This is a genomic window from Nonomuraea sp. NPDC048892 (assembly GCF_040649735.1).
GTDB classification, from domain to species: Bacteria; Actinomycetota; Actinomycetes; order Streptosporangiales; family Streptosporangiaceae; genus Nonomuraea; species Nonomuraea maheshkhaliensis.
The window spans coordinates 181,779-201,661 of record NZ_JBEZFZ010000011.1; the positions used below are offsets into that span (position 1 = coordinate 181,779).

Sequence of the window (19,883 nt, forward strand, 5' to 3'; positions counted from 1 at the left end):
CCGGCACCCCCGGCGGGTGTCGCACCCCTCAGGGCCCGGTTCCTTCTTGACAGATCGGGACTTTCCGATCAAATTAGGCAAGGCTTACCTAACTGAGGAGCGGAGCCCATGAATCCCTTCGACGACCCGGACGGCGAGTTCCTGGTCCTGGTCAACCACGAGGACCAGCACTCCATCTGGCCCTCCTTCGCGGCCGTGCCCGACGGCTGGGAGGTCCGTTTCGGGCCCGACGCGCGGGCGGCCTGTCTCGCGTACGTGGCCGGCAACTGGTCCGACCTGCGCCCCCGCAGCCTCCGCCGGTGAATCTACAACGTAAAGGCGCCCGTTCGCGAAAGAGGAACCCCGCGTGGCCCGCAGCAACCTGAACAGCGCCAGGATCAAGCCCAGGACGTCGGAACTACTCGTCCTGCGGGTCCTGCGCCGCGAGCGCCTGTCGCCGCACTTCGCCCGCGTCACGTTCGGGGGCGGCGATATCGAGCGGTTCACGCCCATGGGGTACGACCAGTGGTTCCGCCTCTTCCTGCCCGTCTCGGCGAACTCGCTGACCCGCCTCCCGCCCAGGCTCACCACGCTCAGCTACGCCCGGTTCCTGACGATCTCGAAGACCGACCGCCCGGTGCTGCGCAACTACTCCGTACGCGCCTACCGCCCCTCCGGTCCTGAGGGTCCCGAGATCGACGTGGACTTCGTGCTGCACGGCTCCGCCGCCGACGGCACGGCCGGGCCGACCGCCACGTGGGCGGAGACCTGCGCGCCCGGCGACAGCGTGGCGCTCATCGACGAGGGCATCGGCTTCAACCCGCCGCCCGGGACGCGGCGGGTCGTCCTGGCGGCCGACGAGAGCGGACTGCCCGCGCTGGCCGGCATCCTGGCCTCCCTGCCCGCAGACGCCCGAGGGCACGCGCTGGCCGAGATCCCCTCAGCGCAGGACCGGCAGCCACTCGACCACCCCGAGGGGGTCGAGGTGAGCTGGATCGTCCGCGACGACCCCGGCGCGGTGCCCGGCGCCGCGGCGCTGGCGGCGGCGCAGGCCCTGCCCGTGCCCGAGGAGCCGTGCTACGGCTGGGTGGTGGGGGAGTCGGAGCTGCCCGTACGACTGCGGCGGCACTGGGTACGGGCCGGGATGCCGAAGGAGCACATCATGTTCTGCGGCTACTGGCGCCACCACTGACCCCTGGGCTGAGCGGCGCGCTGTCACCGGCGGCCGGAACGCGGCAGGGGGCCGGCCGTGACCTCGCCAGGGGCGGGCGGAGACCCGTCGAGACCGCGCCGGGGCAGGCCGGGGAGCCGTCGTGATCTCGCCGGGGATGCCGAAGACCGTCGTGACCGACCCCGGAATTGTCGTCCCCGCTCGCTAGTGTCCCGATCATGGTCGGCGCGTGGCCATGATCACGCCGCGTCCGGCCGTCCCCCGTACAGTACGGAGGCGTCGGCGCCTCCATCAGGAGGTGCAGGCGTGGACGCGTGGGTGGACGTGCGCAAGCTGGTACGCGCGGGCGACGTGACAGGCACGATCAGGACCGTCACCGAGCTGGACGCGGCCGGCCGGAAGGCGGTCGCGGCCGAGCTGCCCGCCTACGTCACCGGCGAGTCCCGCGTCGCGGGATGGGAGTCGTGGAACCGGCAGCTGACGCCGCTCGTGCTGGCCGGCGTGGTGTGCCTGGGCGGCCCGGCGGCGGTGACGTCGTGGCTGTTCAGGCGCGAGTTCCGGTGGTGGCACGAGGCAGAGGCCGCCGAGCGGGTGTTCGGCCTGCTCGGCGACCGGCCGGTGGCCTGGCGGGCCGACCTGGCCCGGCGGATGTGCGCGCGGCTGCGGGTGCCTGAGCTGCTGCGCTGGGGGCTGGCGGCGCGGCTCGTGCGCGAGACGGGCGTCGAGCCGCCCGGCGACGACGCGTTCATGGTCGGCTGGCTGCGCGAGCTGTGCTCGGCGCCGGTCGCGGACGATCCGCTGTTCGCCGCCTACGCCGGGCGGATCTTCGAGATCGACGCGCTGGCGGAGACCGACCTGTGGCAGGTCGTCGAGACGGTCGTGCGGCTCGTGGACGCAGGCCGGCTGGACCGCGTGGCCGTCCTCGACGCGGTCGTGGGGCGGCTGCTGCGCGACGGCCCCGGCGCCCTCGTACCGCTGGCGGGCCTGCACGATCGGCTCGACCCCGACATCGACGAGGCGTACGCGCGGGCCGATGACTACGTCCGGCTGCTGCCCGCGGGGCCGGTCGCGGTGGCCGACCTGGCGCTCGCGCAGCTGCGCCGGCTGGAGGAGGCGGGGCGGCTGGAGGAGGAGCTGTTCGCCGAGGCGATGCGGGCGCTGGCGTTCCGGCCGGAGAAGAAGCTGCTGCGGGCGGCCATGTCGTGGGCGGGCGACGCGGTGCTGCGTGACGCCGGCAGGACCGGCACGGTGCTGGAGGCGCTGGCGCTGATCTTCGCCCAGGACACCCTCGCTCTGCAGGACCGCGCCGTACGGCTGGCCGTCAAGCTCGCGCCGGGGGCGGGGCAGGAGGCGCGCGAAGCGGTGCGCGAGGCCGCCGCCGAGCTGCCCGACGAGCTGCGGGAACGGGTCTCGGCGGCGTTCGGGGGCGGCATCGCCGCGGCGCAGGCGCCCGCCGCGCTCCCGCTCATCGTCCCCTCCGTGCCGTCGATGCCCCCGCCCATCGCCTCACCCGGCGAACTCGTCCAGGCCCTCACCGCCCTGCGCTGGGCCCAGGACGTCCACGTCTTCGAACGCCTGCTGGCGGGCCTGGCCGAGTGGTCGCACCGCGCGCCCGACGAGCTGCGCGAGGCGCTGCAACCCTGGTGGCACCCGTTGCACCCGGTCGCGTACGGCCACTACGGCAGCGAGATCCACGAAAACCTGATCGAAGCCGTCAACCGCACCTTTTTCGCCTTCGCCGCCCCCGAACACAGCAGGAGCCTCACCCTGGCCGCGTCCGGGATGCGGCGGCGCCCGGCGTCCCCCGGTCCCCTCGACCGCCTCTATCTGCGCCGCGCGATGGAACTGCTGACGCCGTTCGAGGAGGGCACCGGCTACCCGATCCTGCTGGCCACGCCCACTACGGGCACCGGCCACCTCGACCCGGCCACCCTGCTCGACCGGCTGGAACTGCTGGAGGCCGAGGGCGTGCAGGCACTGCCGGCCGACCTGGCGCAGGCCCTGCTCCGGCTGCCCCGCACGTTCACGGAACTGGAGGTGGAGCGGGCGGGCCGCCTGACGTCGGAGGCGGGCCGCGAGTGCGCGACGTGGATGCGGAACGGCGGTTTGACCGATCCGCCGGTGAACATGTCCGTACGGCGATGGCGCCGCTACTACCAGACGGGCTGGCACCTGCTCCAGGCGGAGCCCGAGACCCCCGACGGGCTGCCCGAGGAGATCCGCGCCGTGTTCGAGGTGCGGTCCGGCCACAGCTACACCCTCACCTGGTGGCCGCTCGCCCTGCCCGCCCACCGGGAGCTCGCGGCGGCACACCTGGCCGGCTACCTGCCGTCGTCCATGGGGTCCAGCGACGGCCAGACGCGGGCGCTCGCCGTCCTCGCGCACGGCGACGGCCCGCTCGGCCTCGCGACGGCCTACGCCCTGGCCTGCGGTATGAGCCACGAGAAGACCGGCGAACGAGTCGCCGCCACCGACGCCTTCCTCACCCTGGCCGCGCGCGGCGAGGTGCCGGCGCGGGAGCTGGGGAAGGCGGTGACGGACCTGGTCACGCAGGAGTTCATCCGCCTCAACCGGGTGGTGTCGGTCCTCGACGACGCCACCCAGGCCGGGGCGCACGAGGCGGTGTGGGCGGTGATCACCCACGTGCTGCCCGGCCTGCTGCCGAAGGAGGGGGAGCGCCCACGAGCCGGGGCAGCGGACCTGCTGGCGGCGGGGGCGCGAGCCGCCCGGATCGCGGGGGCCCGGGCGGACCTGCCGGAGGTGGCGGCGGTCGCGGCCCGCAAGGGGTCGTCCAGGCTCGTCCTGGAGGCGCGGCGGCTGATCGGGATCGCCGGCGCGTTACCGCAGAAATCTACAACGTAAAGGCGGTCGCCGTTTACCGTCTGCATGGAGAACAGACCCCCAACAGCAACCGACGACGTGACCGGACGGCGGGGCCGCTGGGATCGCTTGGCGGAGGCAGGTCGCTCAAGCGGAGCCGGGCGAGTAGCGGAGGCGAACTGTTCAGGGGGCGGGGGCGGGGGCGGGGCGGTCAAGGGAGACGGTGAGCTCGGGTGAGTGGCGGAAGGGGAGCGGGAGCGTTCAGAGGAGGCGGGTCGCGGTGACGGTCATCGTGGCGTACGGCAGGGTGAAGCGGCCTCCGACGGCGTCGATGGCGGCACCGACGGCGTCCAGGATCGGTGCCAGCTCCTCGGGTGGGAGCCGGGTGAGGGTGCCCGAGGTGGGGAGTTGGTCGAGCCACTCGTCGCGGGTGTAGGTCCGCTCCCAGTCGTGCCGCCACTGCTCGGGCTCCGCGAAGCCGCCCGCCTCGCGGATGCCGTTCGCGGCCTTGGTGAGCAGCGGCTGGTAGGCGTCGAGTGACTGGCCGGGCGCCTGGCCGTTGACCGGCGAGCCGGGCATGGCACCCCGGAAGGCCGCGGTGAAGGCCTCGAACACCTCGGCAGGCAGTTGGTAGACGTGCCAGAAGGCCGCCAATCGCCCGCCCGGGCGCAGGACCCGTGCGGCCTGGGTGACGCCGGCGATCGGGTCGATCCAGTGCCAGGCCGTTCCGGCGGCGACGACGTCGAAGGTGCGGCCGTTGGAGTCCCACGTCTCGAACGTCGCCTCCTCGACGTCGAGCCCGCCCCGGCGAGCGAAGGCGGCCATGCGCGCGTCGGGCTCGACACCCAGCACGGTGCAGCCGGCGGACAGGAACTGGCGCGAGGCGGTGCCGGTGCCGCAGCCGACGTCGAGGACGTCGCGGCCCGGGCTGGTGGCGATGATCCGCTCGATCAGGGCGTCCGGGTAGGCGGGCCGGGTGCGGTCGTAACGTTCGGCATCGACCCCGAAGGACTCGGCCATCTCCCGCTGCCGGTGGGAGTGCGCGACGTGCTCGGGGGTGGACGTGGACGTACGGCCGGAGCCCGGCGTAGAAGTGGTCATGCGCCCACTATAAATGGGCAAGCGCCCACTATGTCAATCGGCACCTGGGTACGCATGACCACGGCAGGACTGATGTGCTGTCGGCTGGAGTGGGAAGGGAAGACCGGGGCGCTGTCAGTCGGAGGGTGGAAGGGGTCGGCCGGGGGTGCTGTCGGTGGAAGGGCGGAGGAGGCAGGCACGCGGGCTACGCATGCACGGCGCGGGCGTGTGGCGGGCGCGTTGGGGAGTCGGTTTCGGAGGCGTTGGATGTGGAGGGCATGAGTGCCAGGTACTGCATGGCGTACGAGCGCCAGGGGCGCCACCGGGCGGGATCGGCCGCGAGGCGGTGTACGGCGCGGCGTGTCGGCAGGCCGGGGAGGAGGACGTCAGGGTCGCCGAGGACGTTCATCCGGATGCGGGAGAGGGCCCACGCGCTCATTCCCGGGAGGTCGCGCAGTTGTTTGCGGGCCTGGGCGGGGTCGCAGCCGGGGTCCAGGCTGAGGGTGCCGTCGGCCAGGGCGCGGGCCAGGGCTCGTCCGGTGTGGCCGGTGGACGTGGCGTCTGCCAAGGTCGGCATGTCGGGAAACAGGTGGGTTATCGGGCCGAATGGGGTGGCGAGTGGGCGGCCGTACGTGGTGACCAGGTCGGCGAGCCGAGCCCGCGCCGTCGCGGCTCGCGCTCGGTGGCTGAGGATGGCCCGGATCGCCGGTTCTCCGGGGTGGGCGCAGCCTGGCACGCGGAGGCCGGGGTGGGCCGCCACCAGCGGCCCCAGTGCCGGGTCCGCGCCGAGGAAGGCGTCGATGGCCTGCTGGTCCGCGTCCAGGTCGAGCAGTCGCCGGCAGCGCTGCACCGCGGCGGCGAGGTCTCTGAGGTCCTCCAGTCGCAGCGCGCAGAGCACGTGACCGGTCCCGGGGCGCAGCGTGATCACGCCGGCGCCGTGCGGCAGCGACAGTGACCTGCTGTAGGCGTCGCCGTCGTAGTGCTCGATGCCGGGGACGGCCCGCGCGCCCAGGCAGGCCAGCATCGCCGGCACGTCCATGGGTGGCCGGTAGGCGAGCCGGACCGTGGTGACCCCCGGCGGCTGGGCGCCGTTCCCGGGGCCGCGCAGCCGGGTCGGCGTCGTCGCGTACACCTGCCTGATGGTGTCGTTGAACTGCCTGATGCTGGCGAACCCGGCGGCGAAGGCCACGTCGCTGATCGGCAGCGGGCCGGCCTCCAGCAACATCCGCGCGGTCTGCGCCCGCCGCGTCCTGGCCAGGGCCTGGGGTCCGGCGCCGACCTCGGCGACGAGCCGGCGGTGCACCTGGCGTGGGCTGTAGCCGAGGCGGGCGGCGAGTCCGGTGACGCCTTCGCGGTCGACGACCCCGTCGGCGATCAGCCGCATGGCCCGGCCGATCAGGTCGGTACGCGTGTTCCACTCCGGCGACCCGGGAGCCGCGTCTGGACGGCACCTCTTGCACGCCCGGAACCCGTTGACCTGCGCCGCCGCCGCGGTCGGGAACAGCCGCACGTTCTCCGGCTTCGGCATGACGGCCGGGCAGCTCGGGCGGCAGTAGACGCGGGTCGTGGTGACGGCGACGTAGAACCATCCGTCGAAGCGCGGGTCACGGCTCCGCATGGCCGCGTACGCCACCTCGTCCTCGATCACCCCATCAAGCGTGCCACAGGGCCGGGAGCGCGACTGGCGGGCATCGGACGCCGACCGTTGACGGCCGATGCCCGCCAGCGCCGGCGAGGAGCTGGACCCAGGGTTGGTCCGCATGATGGTGAACGATGTCGCCGGCGGCCGCCTGGCCGCATACCGGCGAGCGCTGTCGCGGCGTGACTTCCGCGTACTCTGGCTGGGTTCGTCCGTCTCGCTCGTGGGCGACGGGATGACGTTCGTCGCACTGACGTGGCTGGTGTTGTCCCAGCCTGACGGGGTGCGGCGGCTCGGGCTGCTGACCGTCTGTCACACGCTGCCGGTGTTCGTGGGCGGGCTGCTGGCCGGGCCGGTGCTGGACCGGTTCGACAAGCGGCATGTGCTGGCGGTCGACAGCGTGGTCCGGGGCGCGGCGATGGCGTCGATCCCGGTCGTGTCGCTGCTGGGCGAGGTGCCGCCGGCGATGCCGTTCGTGGTGGCGGCGGTGTACGGGTTGTTGAAGATGGTGCCGCTGGCCGGGTTCCCCGCGGCGATTCCCGACCTCGTGCCCGAGCAGGACCGGGACGCGGCCAACGCGCTGGAGAGCCTGAGTTTCAGCCTTTCGGGGATGATCGGGCCCGCTCTGGGCGGTGTTCTGATCGCCGGGTTCGGTGGTGAGGCCGTGCTGGCCTTCGACGCGATCTCCTACGTGGTGTTCGCGGTCGCCGCCCTAGCCGTCCGCCGCCCCCTCGGTGTCCCGCGCCCTCTCGGCGTCCCGCGTCGCCTTGCCGTCCGCCGGCCCTTCGCCACCTGCCGGCCCTTCGCCGAACGCCGCGCCGTCCGCCGTCCCCTCACCCCGCAGGCGGCCCAGGCGCCGGAGCCGGACGGGTCGCGTGGCGCGCTCGTGACCCTGCTGCGTGACCGGGTCCTGGTCGCGACCACGCTCGCGTTCATGGCCTTCAACATCGCCGTCGGCATGCTCCTCGTCACCGGCCCCTGGCTGGCCAAGACCCAGCTCCAGGGCGGCCCGCAAGCCCTGGGCCTGCTGCTCGCCGCCCTGGCGGCGGGCGAGCTGGCCGGCGCGGCGGTCGCCGGCGCCAGGACTCCGCGGGCCCGCCCGCTCAGGGCCATCGCCGTGGTCCAGCTCGTCGCCGCGGCCGGCTTCCTGGCGCTGCTGACCGCCCCGCTCACGATCACCGTGGCCGCGGGCTTCCTCGTCATCGGGATGTTCAGCGCGCCCATGACCATCTGGGCGCAGTCGCTACGCATGGCACGCATCCCCGCGCACCTGCGCGGCCGGGGCTTCGCGATCCTCAGGACGCTCATGCAGGCGACACCGCCGATCGGCGCCGCGATCGTCACGCCACTCCTGGCCGCGGGCCTGCTCGGCACGGCCGCGCTCGTCATGGCCCTCGTCGCGGCCGTGCCCGCCGTCGTCCTGCTGAGCATGAGGCACTGAGGCGCGGCCGTCCCCGCCGCAGCCCTGCCGGGCATGAGGCACTGAGGCGGTACGCGACCCGTTCCACAACCAATGGTTGTGAGTTCACGTCGTGTCGATTGTTGGACAACCCCTTCCGGCTTGGGATCGAATACTCGCTCGCGGGACAGAGCCGACAACCGGAGGGCGTGGTCGTGGAGAGGTCGTTCGTGCACCTGCACGTGCACACCGAGTACAGCATGCTGGACGGCGCCGCCAAGGTGGGCCCGCTGATGGACGAGGTGGCGCGGCTGGGGATGCCGGCCGTGGCGATGAGCGACCACGGCAACGTGCACGGCGCGTACGAGTTCTACCACGCGGCGGGAAAGGCGGGGGTCAAGCCGGTCATCGGCATGGAGGCGTACGTCGCCCCCGCCTCGCGGCGCCATCGCGGGCCGGTCTACTTCAGCGACGACCTCACCCTGCGCAGATCTGACGACGAGACCGGCGCCGGCGGCGACGTGTCCGGGCGCGGGCTCTACACGCACATGACCATGTGGGCGGCCGACGCGCGGGGGTTGCGCAACCTGTTCCGGCTGCAGTCACGCGCCTGGCTGGAGGGGCATGTCCAGAAATATCCGCGCATGGATGATGAGCTGCTGGCCGAGCACGGCCAAGGCGTCATCGCCACCACCGGCTGCCCGTCCGGCGAGGTGCAGACCCGGCTCCGCCTCGGCCAGTACGACCAGGCCAGGGCCGCCGCCGCCCGCTACCGCGACATCTTCGGCGCCGGCGACTACTACCTCGAACTCATGGACCACGGCCTGCCCATCGAACGCCGCGTCCGCGAGGACCTGCTGCGCCTCGGCCGCGAGCTGAACCTGCCGCCGCTGGCCACCAACGACTCCCACTACGTCACCGAGGACCAGGCCCGCGCCCACGACGTGCTGCTGTGCGTCGGCACCGGCAAGCGGCTCGACGACGCCGGCCGCTTCCGCTTCAGCGGCAGCGGCTACTACGTCAAACCGGCCGAGCTGATGCGCGCGCAGTGGGACGCGGAGGTGCCCGGCGCCTGCGACAACACGCTGCTCGTCGCGGAGCGGATCGGCGAGTACGGGGAGGTGTTCGCCCACCGCGACCTGACGCCCCGCTTCCCCGTACCGGAAGGGGAGAGCGAGTCGAGCTGGCTGCGCAAGGAGAGCCTGGAGGGGGCGCGCCGCCGCTACGGCGCGAACCCGCCGCCCGAGGTGCTGGAGCGCATCGACTACGAGCTGTCGGTGATCGACGCGATGGGCTTCCCCGGCTACTTCCTGGTCGTCGCCGACATCTGCCGGTACGCCCGCGAGCAGGGCATCGGCCTGGGCCCGGGCCGTGGCTCGGCGACGGGGTCGATCGTCGCGTACTGCACGGGCATCACCCAGCTCGACCCGATCGAGCACAAGCTCATCTTCGAACGCTTCCTCAACCCCGAGCGCATCTCGATGCCGGACGTCGACCTCGACTTCGACGACCGCCGCCGCGACGAGATGATCGAGTACGTCACCCGCAGGTACGGCGACGACCGCGTCTGCCAGATCGTCACCTTCGGCACGATCAAGGCCAAGGCCGCCATCAAGGACTCCTGCCGCGTGCTCGGCCTGCCGTACGCGCTGGGCGACCGCATCACCAAGGCGTTCCCCGCGGCCGCCGGCGGCAAGGAGATCCCCCTGGCCGCCATCCACGACGAACGCCACCCCCGCCACGGCGAGGCGGCCGAGCTGCGCCAGCTGTATGAGCAGGACCCCGACGTCAGGCGGATCGTCGACACGGCGGCCGGCATCGAGGGCCTGACCCGCGGCACCGGCGTCCACGCCGCCGGGGTGATCCTGTCCAGCGAGCCGCTGCTGGACGTGATCCCCCTGGCCAGGCCGAAGGGCGACGGCCCGGTGGTCACCGGGTTCCCCTTCACCCAGGCCGAGGAGATGGGCCTGCTGAAGATGGACTTCCTCGGCCTGCGCAACCTCACCGTGATCGGGGACGCCATCGCCGGCGTGCGCGCCAACAAGGGCATCGACATCGACATCCTCGGCGTCCCGCTCGACGACCCCGCCACGTACGAACTGCTCGCCCGCGGCGACACGCTCGGGGTGTTCCAGCTCGACAGCGGCGGCATGCGGGTGCTGCTCAAGCTCATGCAGCCGACGACGTTCACCGACATCGCGGCGGTCAACGCGCTCTACCGGCCGGGCCCGATGGAGATGAACGCCCACACCAACTACGCCCTGCGCAAGACGGGCAAACAGGCCGTCGAGCCGATCCATCCCGAACTGGAAGAGGCGCTCGAACCCATCCTGGGCGACACCTACCACCTGGTCGTCTTCCAGGAGCAGGTCATGGCCATCGCCCAGCAACTCGCCGGCTACTCGCTCGGCGCCGCCGACATGCTGCGCCGGGCCATGGGCAAGAAGAAGAAAGAGGTCCTGGACGCCGAATGGGACCGCTTCGCGGCGGGCATGCGCGGACGCGGCTTCTCCGCCGGCGCGATCAAGGCGGTCTGGGACGTGCTCGTGCCCTTCAGCGGGTACGGCTTCAACAAGTCCCACACCGCCGGCTACGGCCTCGTCTCCTACTGGACCGCCTACCTCAAGGCCAACCATCCCAGCGAATACCTGGCCGCGCTGCTCACCTCCGTCGGGGACGACAAGGACAAGATGGCCGTCTACCTGGCCGACTGCCGGCGGCTCGGCATCAAGGTGCTGCCGCCCGACGTCAACGAGAGCCTGCTCGACTTCGCCGCCACCGGCTCCGACATCCGCTTTGGGCTGGGGGCCGTACGCAACGTGGGGGCCAACGTCGTGGACGCCATCGTCACCGCCCGGCGGGCCGAGGGGCCGTACACCGATTTCGACGACTTCCTGGCCAAGGTGCCCGCCGTCGTCTGCAACAAGCGCGTCATCGAGTCGCTGGCCAAGGCGGGCGCCTTCGACGGCCTCGGACACCACCGCAAGGGCCTGGTCGCGGTGCACGAGCAGGCCGTGGACGCCGTCGCCGACGTCAAGCGCAATGCCGCGTACGGCCAGGACTCCCTGTTCGGCGAGGCCGGGCGCGCCGGGGCCTTCACCGTCGCGATCCCGGAGGGGGAGTGGGACCAGGCGACCCTGCTCGCCTTCGAACGCGAGATGCTCGGCCTGTACGTCTCCAGCCATCCGCTCGACGGCGCCGAGCCCGTCCTGGAGGCCCATCGCGACACCACCATCGCCGGCCTGCTCGCCTCGGGACGCCCGGACGGGGCGGCCCGGATCAGCGGCATCGTCTCCGGCCTGCAGCGCAAGGTCACCAAGCAGGGCAGCCCGTGGGCGATCGTCACCGTCGAGGACCACGACGCCGCCGTGGAGTGCCTGGTCTTCCCCAAGACGTACGCCCTGTACGGGGAGACGCTCGCCGAGGATCGGGTGGTGTCGGTACGGGGGCGGATCAACGTACGCGACGAGGCCGTCAGCCTGTACGGCGAGGAGATCACCGTCCTCGACGTCACCCAGGCCGGCGCCGAGCCGCCCGTGGTCATCTCCATCCAGGAGCCACAGCTGAACCCCCGGCTGGTGCGGGAGTTGCGGCACATCCTGAGCACGCACCCCGGCCGGGCGCCCGTCCACGTCCGGCTGCACCGGCGCGTCGGCCCGGGCGTCCTGCTGGACCTGCGGCCCTACCGCGTCACCGCGGCCCCCGCCCTGTACGGCGACCTCAAGGCCCTGCTCGGCGCCACCGCGATCGGCCCCGCGTGACCGGCTCGGGAGCTACCGGCATCGGTTTCCCCGACGACGCCGGGATGCCGGGTGACGGCGAGGCGACCGGCGGCTCCAGGAGGACCGACGGCGGTGAGGTGATCGTGACCGGTGACATCGAGGTGGCCGGCGACGATGAGCCCGGCCGGGAGTGTCCTCGGTGCCGCACCGGTGAGGTCCTGGCCGTGCTGCGCCGTCCGCACACCTGGACGAACGCGTCGGGACGGCAGGTCCGGGGGACGAGCGAGGTCCTGCTGTGCGCCCGCTGCGACGCCGGCGACCCCCTGGGCGGCCCGATCGTCGCCTACTTCGCCCGCCACCCCGTCGCACTGCCGGAACACGTCCCGGAGCTCGCCCGCCTGCTGCGCCGCTGGATCGGCGGCACGCCCCCGTCGGCCCCGTCCGGCGAGGCCCTGCGGTCGGAGGCCGACGCCTGGCACAGGGGCGAACTGTGACGGTCGCCGGCCGCGCCCGCCACACCGGAGGCGTCGGCCGCGGCGTCACGCCTGGATACGGCTGGACCGCGATGTGATGCCCGAATGAGGTCGCGGCTACCCTTGCCCGGGTGACGATCCGCCCCAGAACCTCGCAAGACCTCCCCGCATGTGTCGAAGCGCTCGCCCAGGTCCAGGCCGCCGACCGGTATCCAGTGGACTGGCCGGACGACCCGGCCGGCTGGCTGACACCTGATGACCTGGCGTCGGCCTGGATCGCGGTGGAGCCGGGCGCGGTGGTCGGGCACGTAGGGCTGACCGGGGACGGCGAGGTCGTGCGCCTGTTCGTGACCCCGGCGGCACGCGGCGGCGGGCTGGCCGCCCGGCTCCTCGAAACCGCCAGGACCGCCGCGACCGGCCCGCTCAAGCTGCAGGTGTCCTCGGAGGGCAAGGCGGCCATCGCCTTCTACGAGCGCGCGGGCTGGCGCAGGATCGGCAGCGACCGCGCCACCTGGCTCAACGCGACCGGCGAGCCCGCCCTGGTGCACCACTACGTCAGCCCTTGACCCGACCCGCCGCAGAGCCCGGCGACGACCCGCCCCTTTGCCTGTTTGGTCGAGACAGGGCGGCCGAGAGCCTTCGGTGATCACCTCTGTCCGTCCGGTGGCCGGACGGTGGAACCGATGCTCGGTGGCGCGCTGGTGAGCGTCACTCAGGACGATGCGGTCTGGCCGGTCAGGCAGTGCTGCACGAGCGGTCCGAACCAGCTGACCAGTTCGTCGACGGACGATGATGCGATCGGTTCGATCCGTACGATGTAGCGCGCCACGGTGAGGCCCAGAAGTTGGACGTTGACCATGCCGGCCCGCATCGCGGCGTCCGGTGTGCCGAGCAGTGTCGCCACTCGGCTGGTGATTTCCCGGTCGATGTATTCGCGGATCAAGGTTTCGGACTGGTCGTTGGTCCGGGCCGACCGGGTGAGCATCGCAAGCGGGGTGCGGCCCGATGCGTCGATGTTCTCCACGAGTGTCCGGACGATGCGCTCGCCCATACCGTCGAGGCCGCCGGTGAAGATCGATTCGATGGCCGGCGGGAGCTGGGAGGACATCTCGACAGCGGCGGCGAACAGGCCCTGTTTGCTGCCGAAGAAGTAGAACACCATCGCTGAGTCGACTTCCGCGCGGGCGGCGACCGCGCGCACCGTGGTGCCGCCGTAGCCGTGCTCGCGGAACAGTGCACGTGCCGCGTCCAGGATCCGCTGTTTGCTTTCCGCGCCCGTTCGCCAGCGCCCGGGGCGAGCAGGGGAACTGTGTTCTGTCATGACCTGACGAGTCTATCGAAGTTTCTTCACCATAGGTGGACTTTCATGTCCGAGCCCCGGTAGCTTGAACTTCATCAGCGATGAAGAAAGGGCCTGCGATGAAGGTGATCGTGATCGGTGCCGGTCTGGGCGGGTTGACGCTGGCACAGGGCTTACGCCGGTCGGGAATCGAGGTCGTCGTGTATGAGCGAGACGGTGCACGAGGACGCGCGCAGGGCGTCAGCCTGCATGTCGACGACCGCGGCGCCAGGGCGCTGCGAGCCTGCCTGCCTCCGGCGCACGCCGCGATGGTCGAGGCCACGATGGGCGGTTCGCGCGAGCGGACACTGACGTTGTCCGAAGTGGATGGAGCGCTCACCGTGGTGGGTGCTCAGCCGTCCACCGGCGTGGCGGGCCGGCCGCGGCCCGGGCGGCAGGTTCATCGTCCGTTGCTGCGTGCGGTGTTGCTGACGGGGCTGGAGGACGTGGTTCGGTTCGGGACGGAGTTCACGCGGTTCGAGCAGCGGGCCGACGGGATGGTCCAGGTGTGGTTCGCCGACGGCGGCACGGACACGGCGGACGTGCTGGTCGGCGCGGACGGGATCGGTTCGGCGGTCCGCCGTCAGTACCTGCCCCACGCGCGGGTGGTCGACACTGGACGGCGCATGCTCATGGGCGCGACCGCGCTGCGGATGATCGCCGATACCGGGCTGCCTGAGCTGGTCGGCGACAGCCCCGCCGGCGTTCAGGTGGACGGCACGATGATGGTGCTGGGCGTGCTGCGGTTCACCGAGTCGCCGGTGGCCGCGCGGCAGCGGTGGCTGCCTGCCCTGCCTCTCGATGCGGTCACCACGGTCGAGGACTACGCGATGTGGGCTCTGCCGATCACACGGGAGCAACTCGGCCAGGCCGCGTCGCCGGCCGCGAGGTGGCGCCTGGCCAAGGAGTCGAGCGTGAACCTGCCCTCGGCCATGCGGCTGGTCCTCGCCGAGGCGTGGCCGGATCTCACGGTCGCCCTGCGCATCGGGACGATCCCGCCGATACCCGCCTGGCCCGCCGGTCCGGTGACGGTCATCGGCGACGCCATCCACCTGGCCCCGGGTTTCGGCGGCAACCTGGCCATGCAGGATGCGCACCACCTCTGCGAGGCCCTGGTCGAGACGTATCGCGGCCGGCTGGATCTGATCGACGCGATCGACGCCTACGAGGACACGATGCGCCGCGACAGCTTCTCCGCGCCTGCCGCGGTGAAGGCGGGCGCATGAGCCTCAACGTCCTGACCCAGAAGTCGTTGTCCTGGTTCGCCGCGATGGGTGGTTGGCGCACGGTCGCCGAAGGAGCCACGTCCCGGGTGTTGTTCCTGGTCGCCTATCTGGTGACCGATCAGGTGTCGACCTCCGCGCTGGTGGCGGTGGGTGGCGTGGTGGTGTTCGCCGCGGCCCGGGTGTTCACCGACCGGAAGTACTGGCAGGCAGCGGTCGGGCTGGTCGTCGTGGGCGCCTCCGCGTTGCTGGCCGGGAGTACCGGGCACGCGGTCGACTTCTACCTTCCGACCGTGCTCATGCAGGCGGGCGGGGGTGTGGTGTTCCTCGTATCGATTGTGGTGCGGTGGCCCGTGATCGGATTGGCGCTGGGGGCAGCACGCGGTGAACGCTTCGGCTGGCGGCGAGACCCTGCACGGCGACGGCGTTATCAGGTGTGCACGGCTATCTTCCTGGCGAAGTACGGCATCGCCACCATGGTGCTGGTGCCTCTGTACCTGGCCGGAAAGGTGACTCCACTGGGCATCGCCGCCACACTGCTGGGCGGTGCGCCCGCAATGGGCGTCTGCGTCTATCTGTGCTGGCGAATCCTGCGCGCTCAAGCGGACCCGACGGACGCGGCCCCGGTTCCGGCTGTCATCGGGCAAAGTCACTGAGTGGGCATTTGATTTGAGTAGATTGTGGCTCGTGTTCGAGTAGGTGCCTCGCCAGGCTGGGTCAGGGCGGCAGCGGCGACCGACGCTCCCGCCTGACGCCTACCCTCCTGTCACACCCCGCGGTCCGGAATGGTCGTCGTGCCGATCAGAGGGCATCCTCAGAGCCCGGCGGCCTCGTACAGCGCGGCCAGGTCGATCTTCCGCATGCCGAGCATCGCCTTCATCGCCCCCTGCGCCGCCACCGGGTCGGCGTGGCCGAGCAGTTCCGGCAGCTGCCGGGGGATGATCTGCCAGGAAACGCCCCAGCGGTCCTTCAGCCACCCGCACTGCCCCTCCTCGCCCCCGTTCTCGGTGAGCCGGGTCCACAGCTCGTCGATCTCCTCCTGCGACTCGCAGGCCACGTGCACGGACGTGGCCTCGGTGAAGGCGGAGTCGGGGCCGCCGTTCAGCGCCATGAAGTGCTGCCCGGCCAGCTCGAACGTGACCGCCATGGCCGTGCCGGGGGTGCCGGGACCGTCCTCGCCGAACCGCTGCACCTCCAGGATCTCGGAGCCGGGGATGAGCGAGGTGTAAAGGGTCGCGGCCTCCTCGGCCTGGGTGGCGAACCAGAGGCACGTGGTGATCTTCCGCATGGTGAGTCCCTCCATCGGGAGTCGTCGTCGTGGTCGTTCACCAGAGCGTCGAACACGCCGGGCGCGGATCGACACCCGCGCGGGAAAGTTTTTCTAACCGAGGACCGCGCCGAGCGCCGCCATGATCGGGATGGACAGTCCCGTGGTCACCAGCACGGCGCCACGGGCCAGCCGCCTGCCCGTGTCGTAGGTGACGGCGTACACATAGATGTTCTGCGCGGTGGGCAGCGCCGCGAAGAGGGTGGCGGCCAGCAACTGCGTGCCCTCCAGGCCGAGCAGGCGGGCGGTCGCGTACGCCACCGCGGGCTGGGCGAACGCCTTGAGCGCCACCGCCAGGAAGATGTCCCTGGCCACGCCGTCCTCCTCAGGGGCCGGGGCGGCGCGGCGCGAGCCGTACAGGCTGAGCCCGTACGCCAGCAGCGCCACCGGCACGGCCGCGCCGCCGAGCAGGTCGATCGGGCGCATGACCGTGACCGGCAGCGCGACCCCCGACAGCGCGAACGCGAGCCCGACCAGCGAGGCCACCGTGAGCGGGTTGCGCAGCGGCAGCAGCAGCGCGGCCCGCGGCGAGCGGGAGCCCTTGTCGAGCACGAGGAAAGAGAGCGGGGTGAGCACGAGCAACTGGAAGAGCAGGATCGGGGCGACCAGGGCGGCGTCGCCGAGCACGTACAGGGAGATCGGCACGCCCAGATTGCCGGCGTTGACGTAGGAGGAGGCGAGCGCGCCGATCGTGAGCTGCCGCGCGGTACGCCGCCAGGCGAGCTTGGCCACCAGCACGAACACGAGCGCCGTGAACGTCACCGCGACGATCTGGGTCAGCAGCACCGGCGACAGCAGCGCGCTCAGGTCGGCCCTGGACACCGTGGCGAACATCAGCGCCGGGGTGGCCACGAAGAACGCCAGCCGCGACAGCACCAGCTCGTCGCTGACGCGCAGCAGGCCGATGACACCGATGACGTACCCGAGCACGGCGACCGACACCAGAGCGGCGAACGCCGCGACAACCCCCGACAACCTGTTCCCTCCAAAAGTGGACGTTCAGGAGCGTATCTGAGGGCTTTCCGGGCGTTTTGGCCGGTCCGCGCCGCTTGGGGTCTTCGGCGGGAAATGGCGTCCGGTGATGGTCATCCGGGATCGCGGGTCGTGCGAAGCAAGGGGTGGGCGGGATCGCCGTGCCCGGAGGTGTCCGTGCGCGGCGCCGGTTCCGTCCGAGGCCCTACCTGGAGGAGACGGACATGCGTCGTACGTCGTACAAGCTCGCCCTGCCTGCCGTGGCGGCGGCCGGAATGCTGATGTTCCCCGGCGCGCTCCCCGCGTCGGCCTCGGCCACCACCTCGTCATCCGCGTCCAGCGCGGCGGCCCTCACGCTCACCGGCGGCAGCTGCGAGGGACTCGCGCGGCGCTTCCTCTGCTCGGTCGCCTTCACCGGGGCGGTCGCGCCGGTCAGCGTCCGCTGGTTCGTCGACGGGTTCCACGTGCCCGCGTACGACAACAGGACGTTCGTCGGGATCGGCTGCCAGCCGACCTTCCGTTACGACATCCGGGCGGTGATCTCGGACAGTACGGGCGCGTCCGTGGAGTTCCGCTCGTCCCCGGTCTGCCGCTCCGGCAACCCGTGACCCGCCGCACCGCCCCTGAGCAAGATCCGCTCGGGTAAGTGCGGTGAATGCCGCGTAAACGCAGGTCCGTCCGCGCCATCGTCCTCGACCCTGACGATCGGGTCCTGCTCTGCCGCCACGACCTGACCGCCCTGGACGGCCCCGTCGTCTGGGTGATGCCGGGCGGCGGGGTTGAGCCGGGCGAGTCGGACCTGCGCGCGCTCGGGTGGCGGTGACGACCTGTTCTCGCCTCGCGACCTGGCCGGGACGCTGGGTGCGCTACTGGCGGACGGCGTACCGGACGAGCCGATCAGACTGGGCCTGTGAGCTGGGCTTGAGCGAGGCGTGCGCGCGGTCCAGGGGCGGGGCCGTCAGCGGCGGTCGCGGAACGTGCGGCGCAGGTCGTCCACCCATTCCGCCGGAGTCTCCCACGGGATGAAGTGGCCGCCGCGGTCGTGGGCGGTGATGTTGACGTGGTTGTACCAGGCCGCCCGGTCGCTGCCGAGGAACCCGCGCACCCGCTCCTCGCTGGTCCGCACGCCGGGCGGGTTCTCGTGGCCGACGAACGTGATGCCCGTGGGCGCCTCGACCACCGGCCACCGGTCGTGCGACGGCGTCCACGGGTAGCGGTTGTTGTTGGCGTACGTGCGGATCGAGGTGCCGATCCCGCCGCCCGCCCAGAAGATCGTCGCGTGGGTGAGCAGGTCGTCCTTGCTGAAGACACTCTCGACATCCCCGCCGTTGTCCGACCATTTCGCCCAGCGTTCCAGGATCCAGGCCAGCATGCCGGCGGGGGAGTCGTTCAGCCCGTGGCCGAGCGTGGACGGCGCCATCATGTGCGCGGCCAGGTGCACGGCGAAGCGCCGGTCCATCTCCAGGAATCTCGCGTGGACGTCGGCGGGCAGGCCGGAGGGGATCGGCGCGCCGCCGCTGAAGTCCCAGGCACGGTCGCCGTTGAACAGGGTGAGCTTCAGCGCCGAGCCGATGTGGATCCCGTACAGCTCGCCGGCGTACTTGTGGCCGAGCTGCCCCGTGATCAGCGCGCCGACGTCGCAGCCGCCGGCCGCGTACCTGTCGTGCCCCAGCACGCCGGTCATCAGCTCGTGCCAGATCTCGGCGATCTTCCAGAAGTTCATGTCCGGACGGTTCGTCAGCGGGGTCGAGAAGCCGAAGCCCGGCAGCGACGGCACGATCACGTCGAACGCCTCCGCTGGATCGCCCCCGTGCGCGCCCGGGTCGGCGAGCGGGCCGATCACCTTCGACCAGTGCCAGAACGTCCACGGCCAGCCGTGGCTGAGGATCAGCGGAACCGGGTCGGGGCCGACGCCGGGCTTGCGCATGAAGTGCACGGGCACGCCGCCGATGTCCACGCGGTAGTGCTCGAACGCGTTGATCGCCCGCTCGGCGGCTCGCCAGTCGAAGCCGTCCGCCCAGTAGGAGACCAGCTCCTCCAGGTACGCGCTGCGCACGCCGTAGTAGCCGTCGTCGTTGCCCACGTCCGGCTGCCACCGGGTCATCACCAGTCTGCGCCGCAGGTCGTCGAGCACGTCGTCGGGGACGTGCAGGGGCTGCGGTTCGAGCGGGAACGGCCGGGTCGGCATGGGTCTCCTCCTGGGTTCTGGAGCTGATGGGGCTGGTCGTACGGGATCAGTCGTCGAGGCTCGCGGCGATCTCGGTCAGGCGTCCGAGCACCCGCGCCGAGCCGGCCAGCGCCGCCCGTTCCTCGTCGTTCAGGTGGTCCACCAGCCGTGACAGCCGCGCCACCCGGTCGGCGTGGCGGGAGCGGACGATCCCCAGGCCCTCCTCGGTGAGCTCCAGCAGGACGGCGCGGCCGTCGCGCGGGTCGGGGCGGCGCGAGACGAGCCCGTCCTGCTCCAGCTTGGCGACCAGGCTGGTGAGTGCGGGCTGCTTGAGCTGCTCGGTCGCCGTCAGCGCGGTCAGCCGCATCGGCCCCCGGCGCTGCAGCGTGTGCAGCACCGACAGGGTCGAGAAGCTGAGCTTCCTGACCGACGGGAGCCGGATGAAGTAGGTGTTGAAGTCCTCGATCGCGGTGGCCAGCTCGTCGAGGTCGAGGTCGAGGTCGAGGGCAGGGCTGGGTGCGGAGGCGGGCTCCGGATCGGGCGGCGCGGGCGTCACGCCCGTATTTATATCA

18 protein-coding genes are annotated in these 19,883 nt (G+C 71.8%); 11 read left to right on the plus strand and 7 right to left on the minus strand.

Annotation, left to right across the window (positions count from 1 at the left end; all coding sequences use genetic code 11):
• Nucleotides 1–108 precede the first annotated feature (108 nt).
• The 3 genes from AB0C28_RS32230 (at nt 109) to AB0C28_RS32240 (ending at nt 4,012) form a co-directional block, all read left to right on the plus strand.
• Nucleotides 109–303: an MbtH family protein gene (locus AB0C28_RS32230; RefSeq protein ID WP_346101828.1), complete on the plus strand. Its 195-nt coding sequence runs from the start codon at nt 109–111 to the stop codon at nt 301–303.
• Between the two features lie 43 nt (nt 304–346).
• A complete protein-coding gene (locus AB0C28_RS32235) occupies nt 347–1,171 on the plus strand; it encodes a siderophore-interacting protein (protein ID WP_358079774.1) in 825 nt (274 codons plus the stop codon).
• Nucleotides 1,172–1,456: 285 nt separating this feature from the next.
• Nucleotides 1,457–4,012: a DUF6493 family protein gene (locus tag AB0C28_RS32240; RefSeq protein WP_358079776.1), complete on the plus strand. Its 2,556-nt coding sequence runs from the start codon at nt 1,457–1,459 to the stop codon at nt 4,010–4,012.
• 219 nt (nt 4,013–4,231) lie between these two features.
• Here AB0C28_RS32240 and AB0C28_RS32245 read toward each other — a convergent pair whose 3' ends face one another.
• Nucleotides 4,232–5,071, minus strand: coding sequence for a class I SAM-dependent methyltransferase (locus AB0C28_RS32245; RefSeq protein ID WP_358079778.1), 840 nt, complete (start codon nt 5,069–5,071; stop codon nt 4,232–4,234).
• Nucleotides 5,072–5,255: 184 nt separating this feature from the next.
• Nucleotides 5,256–6,698, minus strand: a complete 1,443-nt coding sequence (locus AB0C28_RS32250) for an AlkA N-terminal domain-containing protein (RefSeq protein ID WP_358079780.1) — start codon at nt 6,696–6,698, stop codon at nt 5,256–5,258.
• A gap of 112 nt (nt 6,699–6,810) precedes the next feature.
• Here AB0C28_RS32250 and AB0C28_RS32255 point away from each other — a divergent pair, with 112 nt between their 5' ends.
• The 4 genes from AB0C28_RS32255 (at nt 6,811) to AB0C28_RS32270 (ending at nt 12,849) form a co-directional block, all read left to right on the plus strand.
• The gene (locus AB0C28_RS32255; protein WP_358079782.1) at nt 6,811–8,130 is read left to right on the plus strand and encodes an MFS transporter; all 1,320 of its coding nucleotides are present in this window, start codon (nt 6,811–6,813) and stop codon (nt 8,128–8,130) included.
• Between the two features lie 173 nt (nt 8,131–8,303).
• Nucleotides 8,304–11,849, plus strand: a complete 3,546-nt coding sequence (gene dnaE / locus AB0C28_RS32260) for a DNA polymerase III subunit alpha (RefSeq protein ID WP_358079784.1) — start codon at nt 8,304–8,306, stop codon at nt 11,847–11,849.
• Complete coding sequence (locus AB0C28_RS32265; RefSeq protein ID WP_358079786.1) at nt 11,846–12,304, plus strand: DUF6300 family protein; 459 nt, start codon at nt 11,846–11,848, stop codon at nt 12,302–12,304. The genes dnaE and AB0C28_RS32265 overlap by 4 nt, the downstream gene beginning before the upstream one ends.
• A 110-nt stretch (nt 12,305–12,414) precedes the next feature.
• Entirely contained in the window at nt 12,415–12,849 is a 435-nt protein-coding gene (locus AB0C28_RS32270; RefSeq protein ID WP_358079788.1) for a GNAT family N-acetyltransferase, read from the plus strand.
• Nucleotides 12,850–12,995: 146 nt separating this feature from the next.
• Here AB0C28_RS32270 and AB0C28_RS32275 read toward each other — a convergent pair whose 3' ends face one another.
• The gene (locus tag AB0C28_RS32275) at nt 12,996–13,604 is read right to left on the minus strand and encodes a TetR family transcriptional regulator (RefSeq protein WP_357859804.1); all 609 of its coding nucleotides are present in this window, start codon (nt 13,602–13,604) and stop codon (nt 12,996–12,998) included.
• A gap of 98 nt (nt 13,605–13,702) precedes the next feature.
• Here AB0C28_RS32275 and AB0C28_RS32280 point away from each other — a divergent pair, with 98 nt between their 5' ends.
• Together AB0C28_RS32280 and AB0C28_RS32285 are read left to right on the plus strand one after the other, a co-directional pair.
• Nucleotides 13,703–14,848 (plus strand): NAD(P)/FAD-dependent oxidoreductase, encoded by a 1,146-nt coding sequence (locus AB0C28_RS32280; RefSeq protein WP_358079790.1) that lies wholly within the window; start codon nt 13,703–13,705, stop codon nt 14,846–14,848.
• Entirely contained in the window at nt 14,845–15,501 is a 657-nt protein-coding gene (locus AB0C28_RS32285) for a DUF3159 domain-containing protein (protein WP_358079792.1), read from the plus strand. The genes AB0C28_RS32280 and AB0C28_RS32285 overlap by 4 nt, the downstream gene beginning before the upstream one ends.
• A 158-nt stretch (nt 15,502–15,659) precedes the next feature.
• On the opposite strand, the gene AB0C28_RS32290 is transcribed toward AB0C28_RS32285, so the two are convergent.
• On the minus strand, nt 15,660–16,133 hold the full coding sequence (locus AB0C28_RS32290) for a VOC family protein (RefSeq protein WP_357859796.1): 474 nt from the start codon (nt 16,131–16,133) through the stop codon (nt 15,660–15,662).
• Nucleotides 16,134–16,226: 93 nt separating this feature from the next.
• Entirely contained in the window at nt 16,227–17,147 is a 921-nt protein-coding gene (locus AB0C28_RS32295; RefSeq protein WP_358079794.1) for an AEC family transporter, read from the minus strand.
• 221 nt (nt 17,148–17,368) lie between these two features.
• Between AB0C28_RS32295 and AB0C28_RS32300 the strand changes: the two genes are divergently transcribed.
• A complete protein-coding gene (locus AB0C28_RS32300) occupies nt 17,369–17,752 on the plus strand; it encodes a hypothetical protein (RefSeq protein WP_358079796.1) in 384 nt (127 codons plus the stop codon).
• Nucleotides 17,753–17,799: 47 nt separating this feature from the next.
• The gene (locus tag AB0C28_RS32305) at nt 17,800–17,967 is read left to right on the plus strand and encodes an NUDIX domain-containing protein (RefSeq protein WP_357859787.1); all 168 of its coding nucleotides are present in this window, start codon (nt 17,800–17,802) and stop codon (nt 17,965–17,967) included.
• A gap of 135 nt (nt 17,968–18,102) precedes the next feature.
• Here AB0C28_RS32305 and AB0C28_RS32310 read toward each other — a convergent pair whose 3' ends face one another.
• Nucleotides 18,103–19,332, minus strand: a complete 1,230-nt coding sequence (locus tag AB0C28_RS32310) for an epoxide hydrolase (RefSeq protein ID WP_357859784.1) — start codon at nt 19,330–19,332, stop codon at nt 18,103–18,105.
• Nucleotides 19,333–19,378: 46 nt separating this feature from the next.
• Nucleotides 19,379–19,867 (minus strand): MarR family transcriptional regulator, encoded by a 489-nt coding sequence (locus AB0C28_RS32315; RefSeq protein ID WP_358079798.1) that lies wholly within the window; start codon nt 19,865–19,867, stop codon nt 19,379–19,381.
• Nucleotides 19,868–19,883 lie beyond the last annotated feature (16 nt).

Coding starts and splice junctions, on each gene's coding strand:
- AB0C28_RS32230 (WP_346101828.1), top strand. CDS start 109: ATGAATCCCTTCGACGACCCGGACGGCGAGTTCCTGGTCCTGGTCAAC.
- AB0C28_RS32245 (WP_358079778.1), bottom strand. CDS start 5,071: ATGACCACTTCTACGCCGGGCTCCGGCCGTACGTCCACGTCCACCCCC.
- AB0C28_RS32255 (WP_358079782.1), top strand. CDS start 6,811: ATGATGGTGAACGATGTCGCCGGCGGCCGCCTGGCCGCATACCGGCGA.
- AB0C28_RS32275 (WP_357859804.1), bottom strand. CDS start 13,604: ATGACAGAACACAGTTCCCCTGCTCGCCCCGGGCGCTGGCGAACGGGC.
- AB0C28_RS32280 (WP_358079790.1), top strand. CDS start 13,703: ATGAAGGTGATCGTGATCGGTGCCGGTCTGGGCGGGTTGACGCTGGCA.
- AB0C28_RS32285 (WP_358079792.1), top strand. CDS start 14,845: ATGAGCCTCAACGTCCTGACCCAGAAGTCGTTGTCCTGGTTCGCCGCG.
- AB0C28_RS32290 (WP_357859796.1), bottom strand. CDS start 16,133: ATGCGGAAGATCACCACGTGCCTCTGGTTCGCCACCCAGGCCGAGGAG.
- AB0C28_RS32300 (WP_358079796.1), top strand. CDS start 17,369: ATGCGTCGTACGTCGTACAAGCTCGCCCTGCCTGCCGTGGCGGCGGCC.
- AB0C28_RS32305 (WP_357859787.1), top strand. CDS start 17,800: ATGCCGCGTAAACGCAGGTCCGTCCGCGCCATCGTCCTCGACCCTGAC.
- AB0C28_RS32310 (WP_357859784.1), bottom strand. CDS start 19,332: ATGCCGACCCGGCCGTTCCCGCTCGAACCGCAGCCCCTGCACGTCCCC.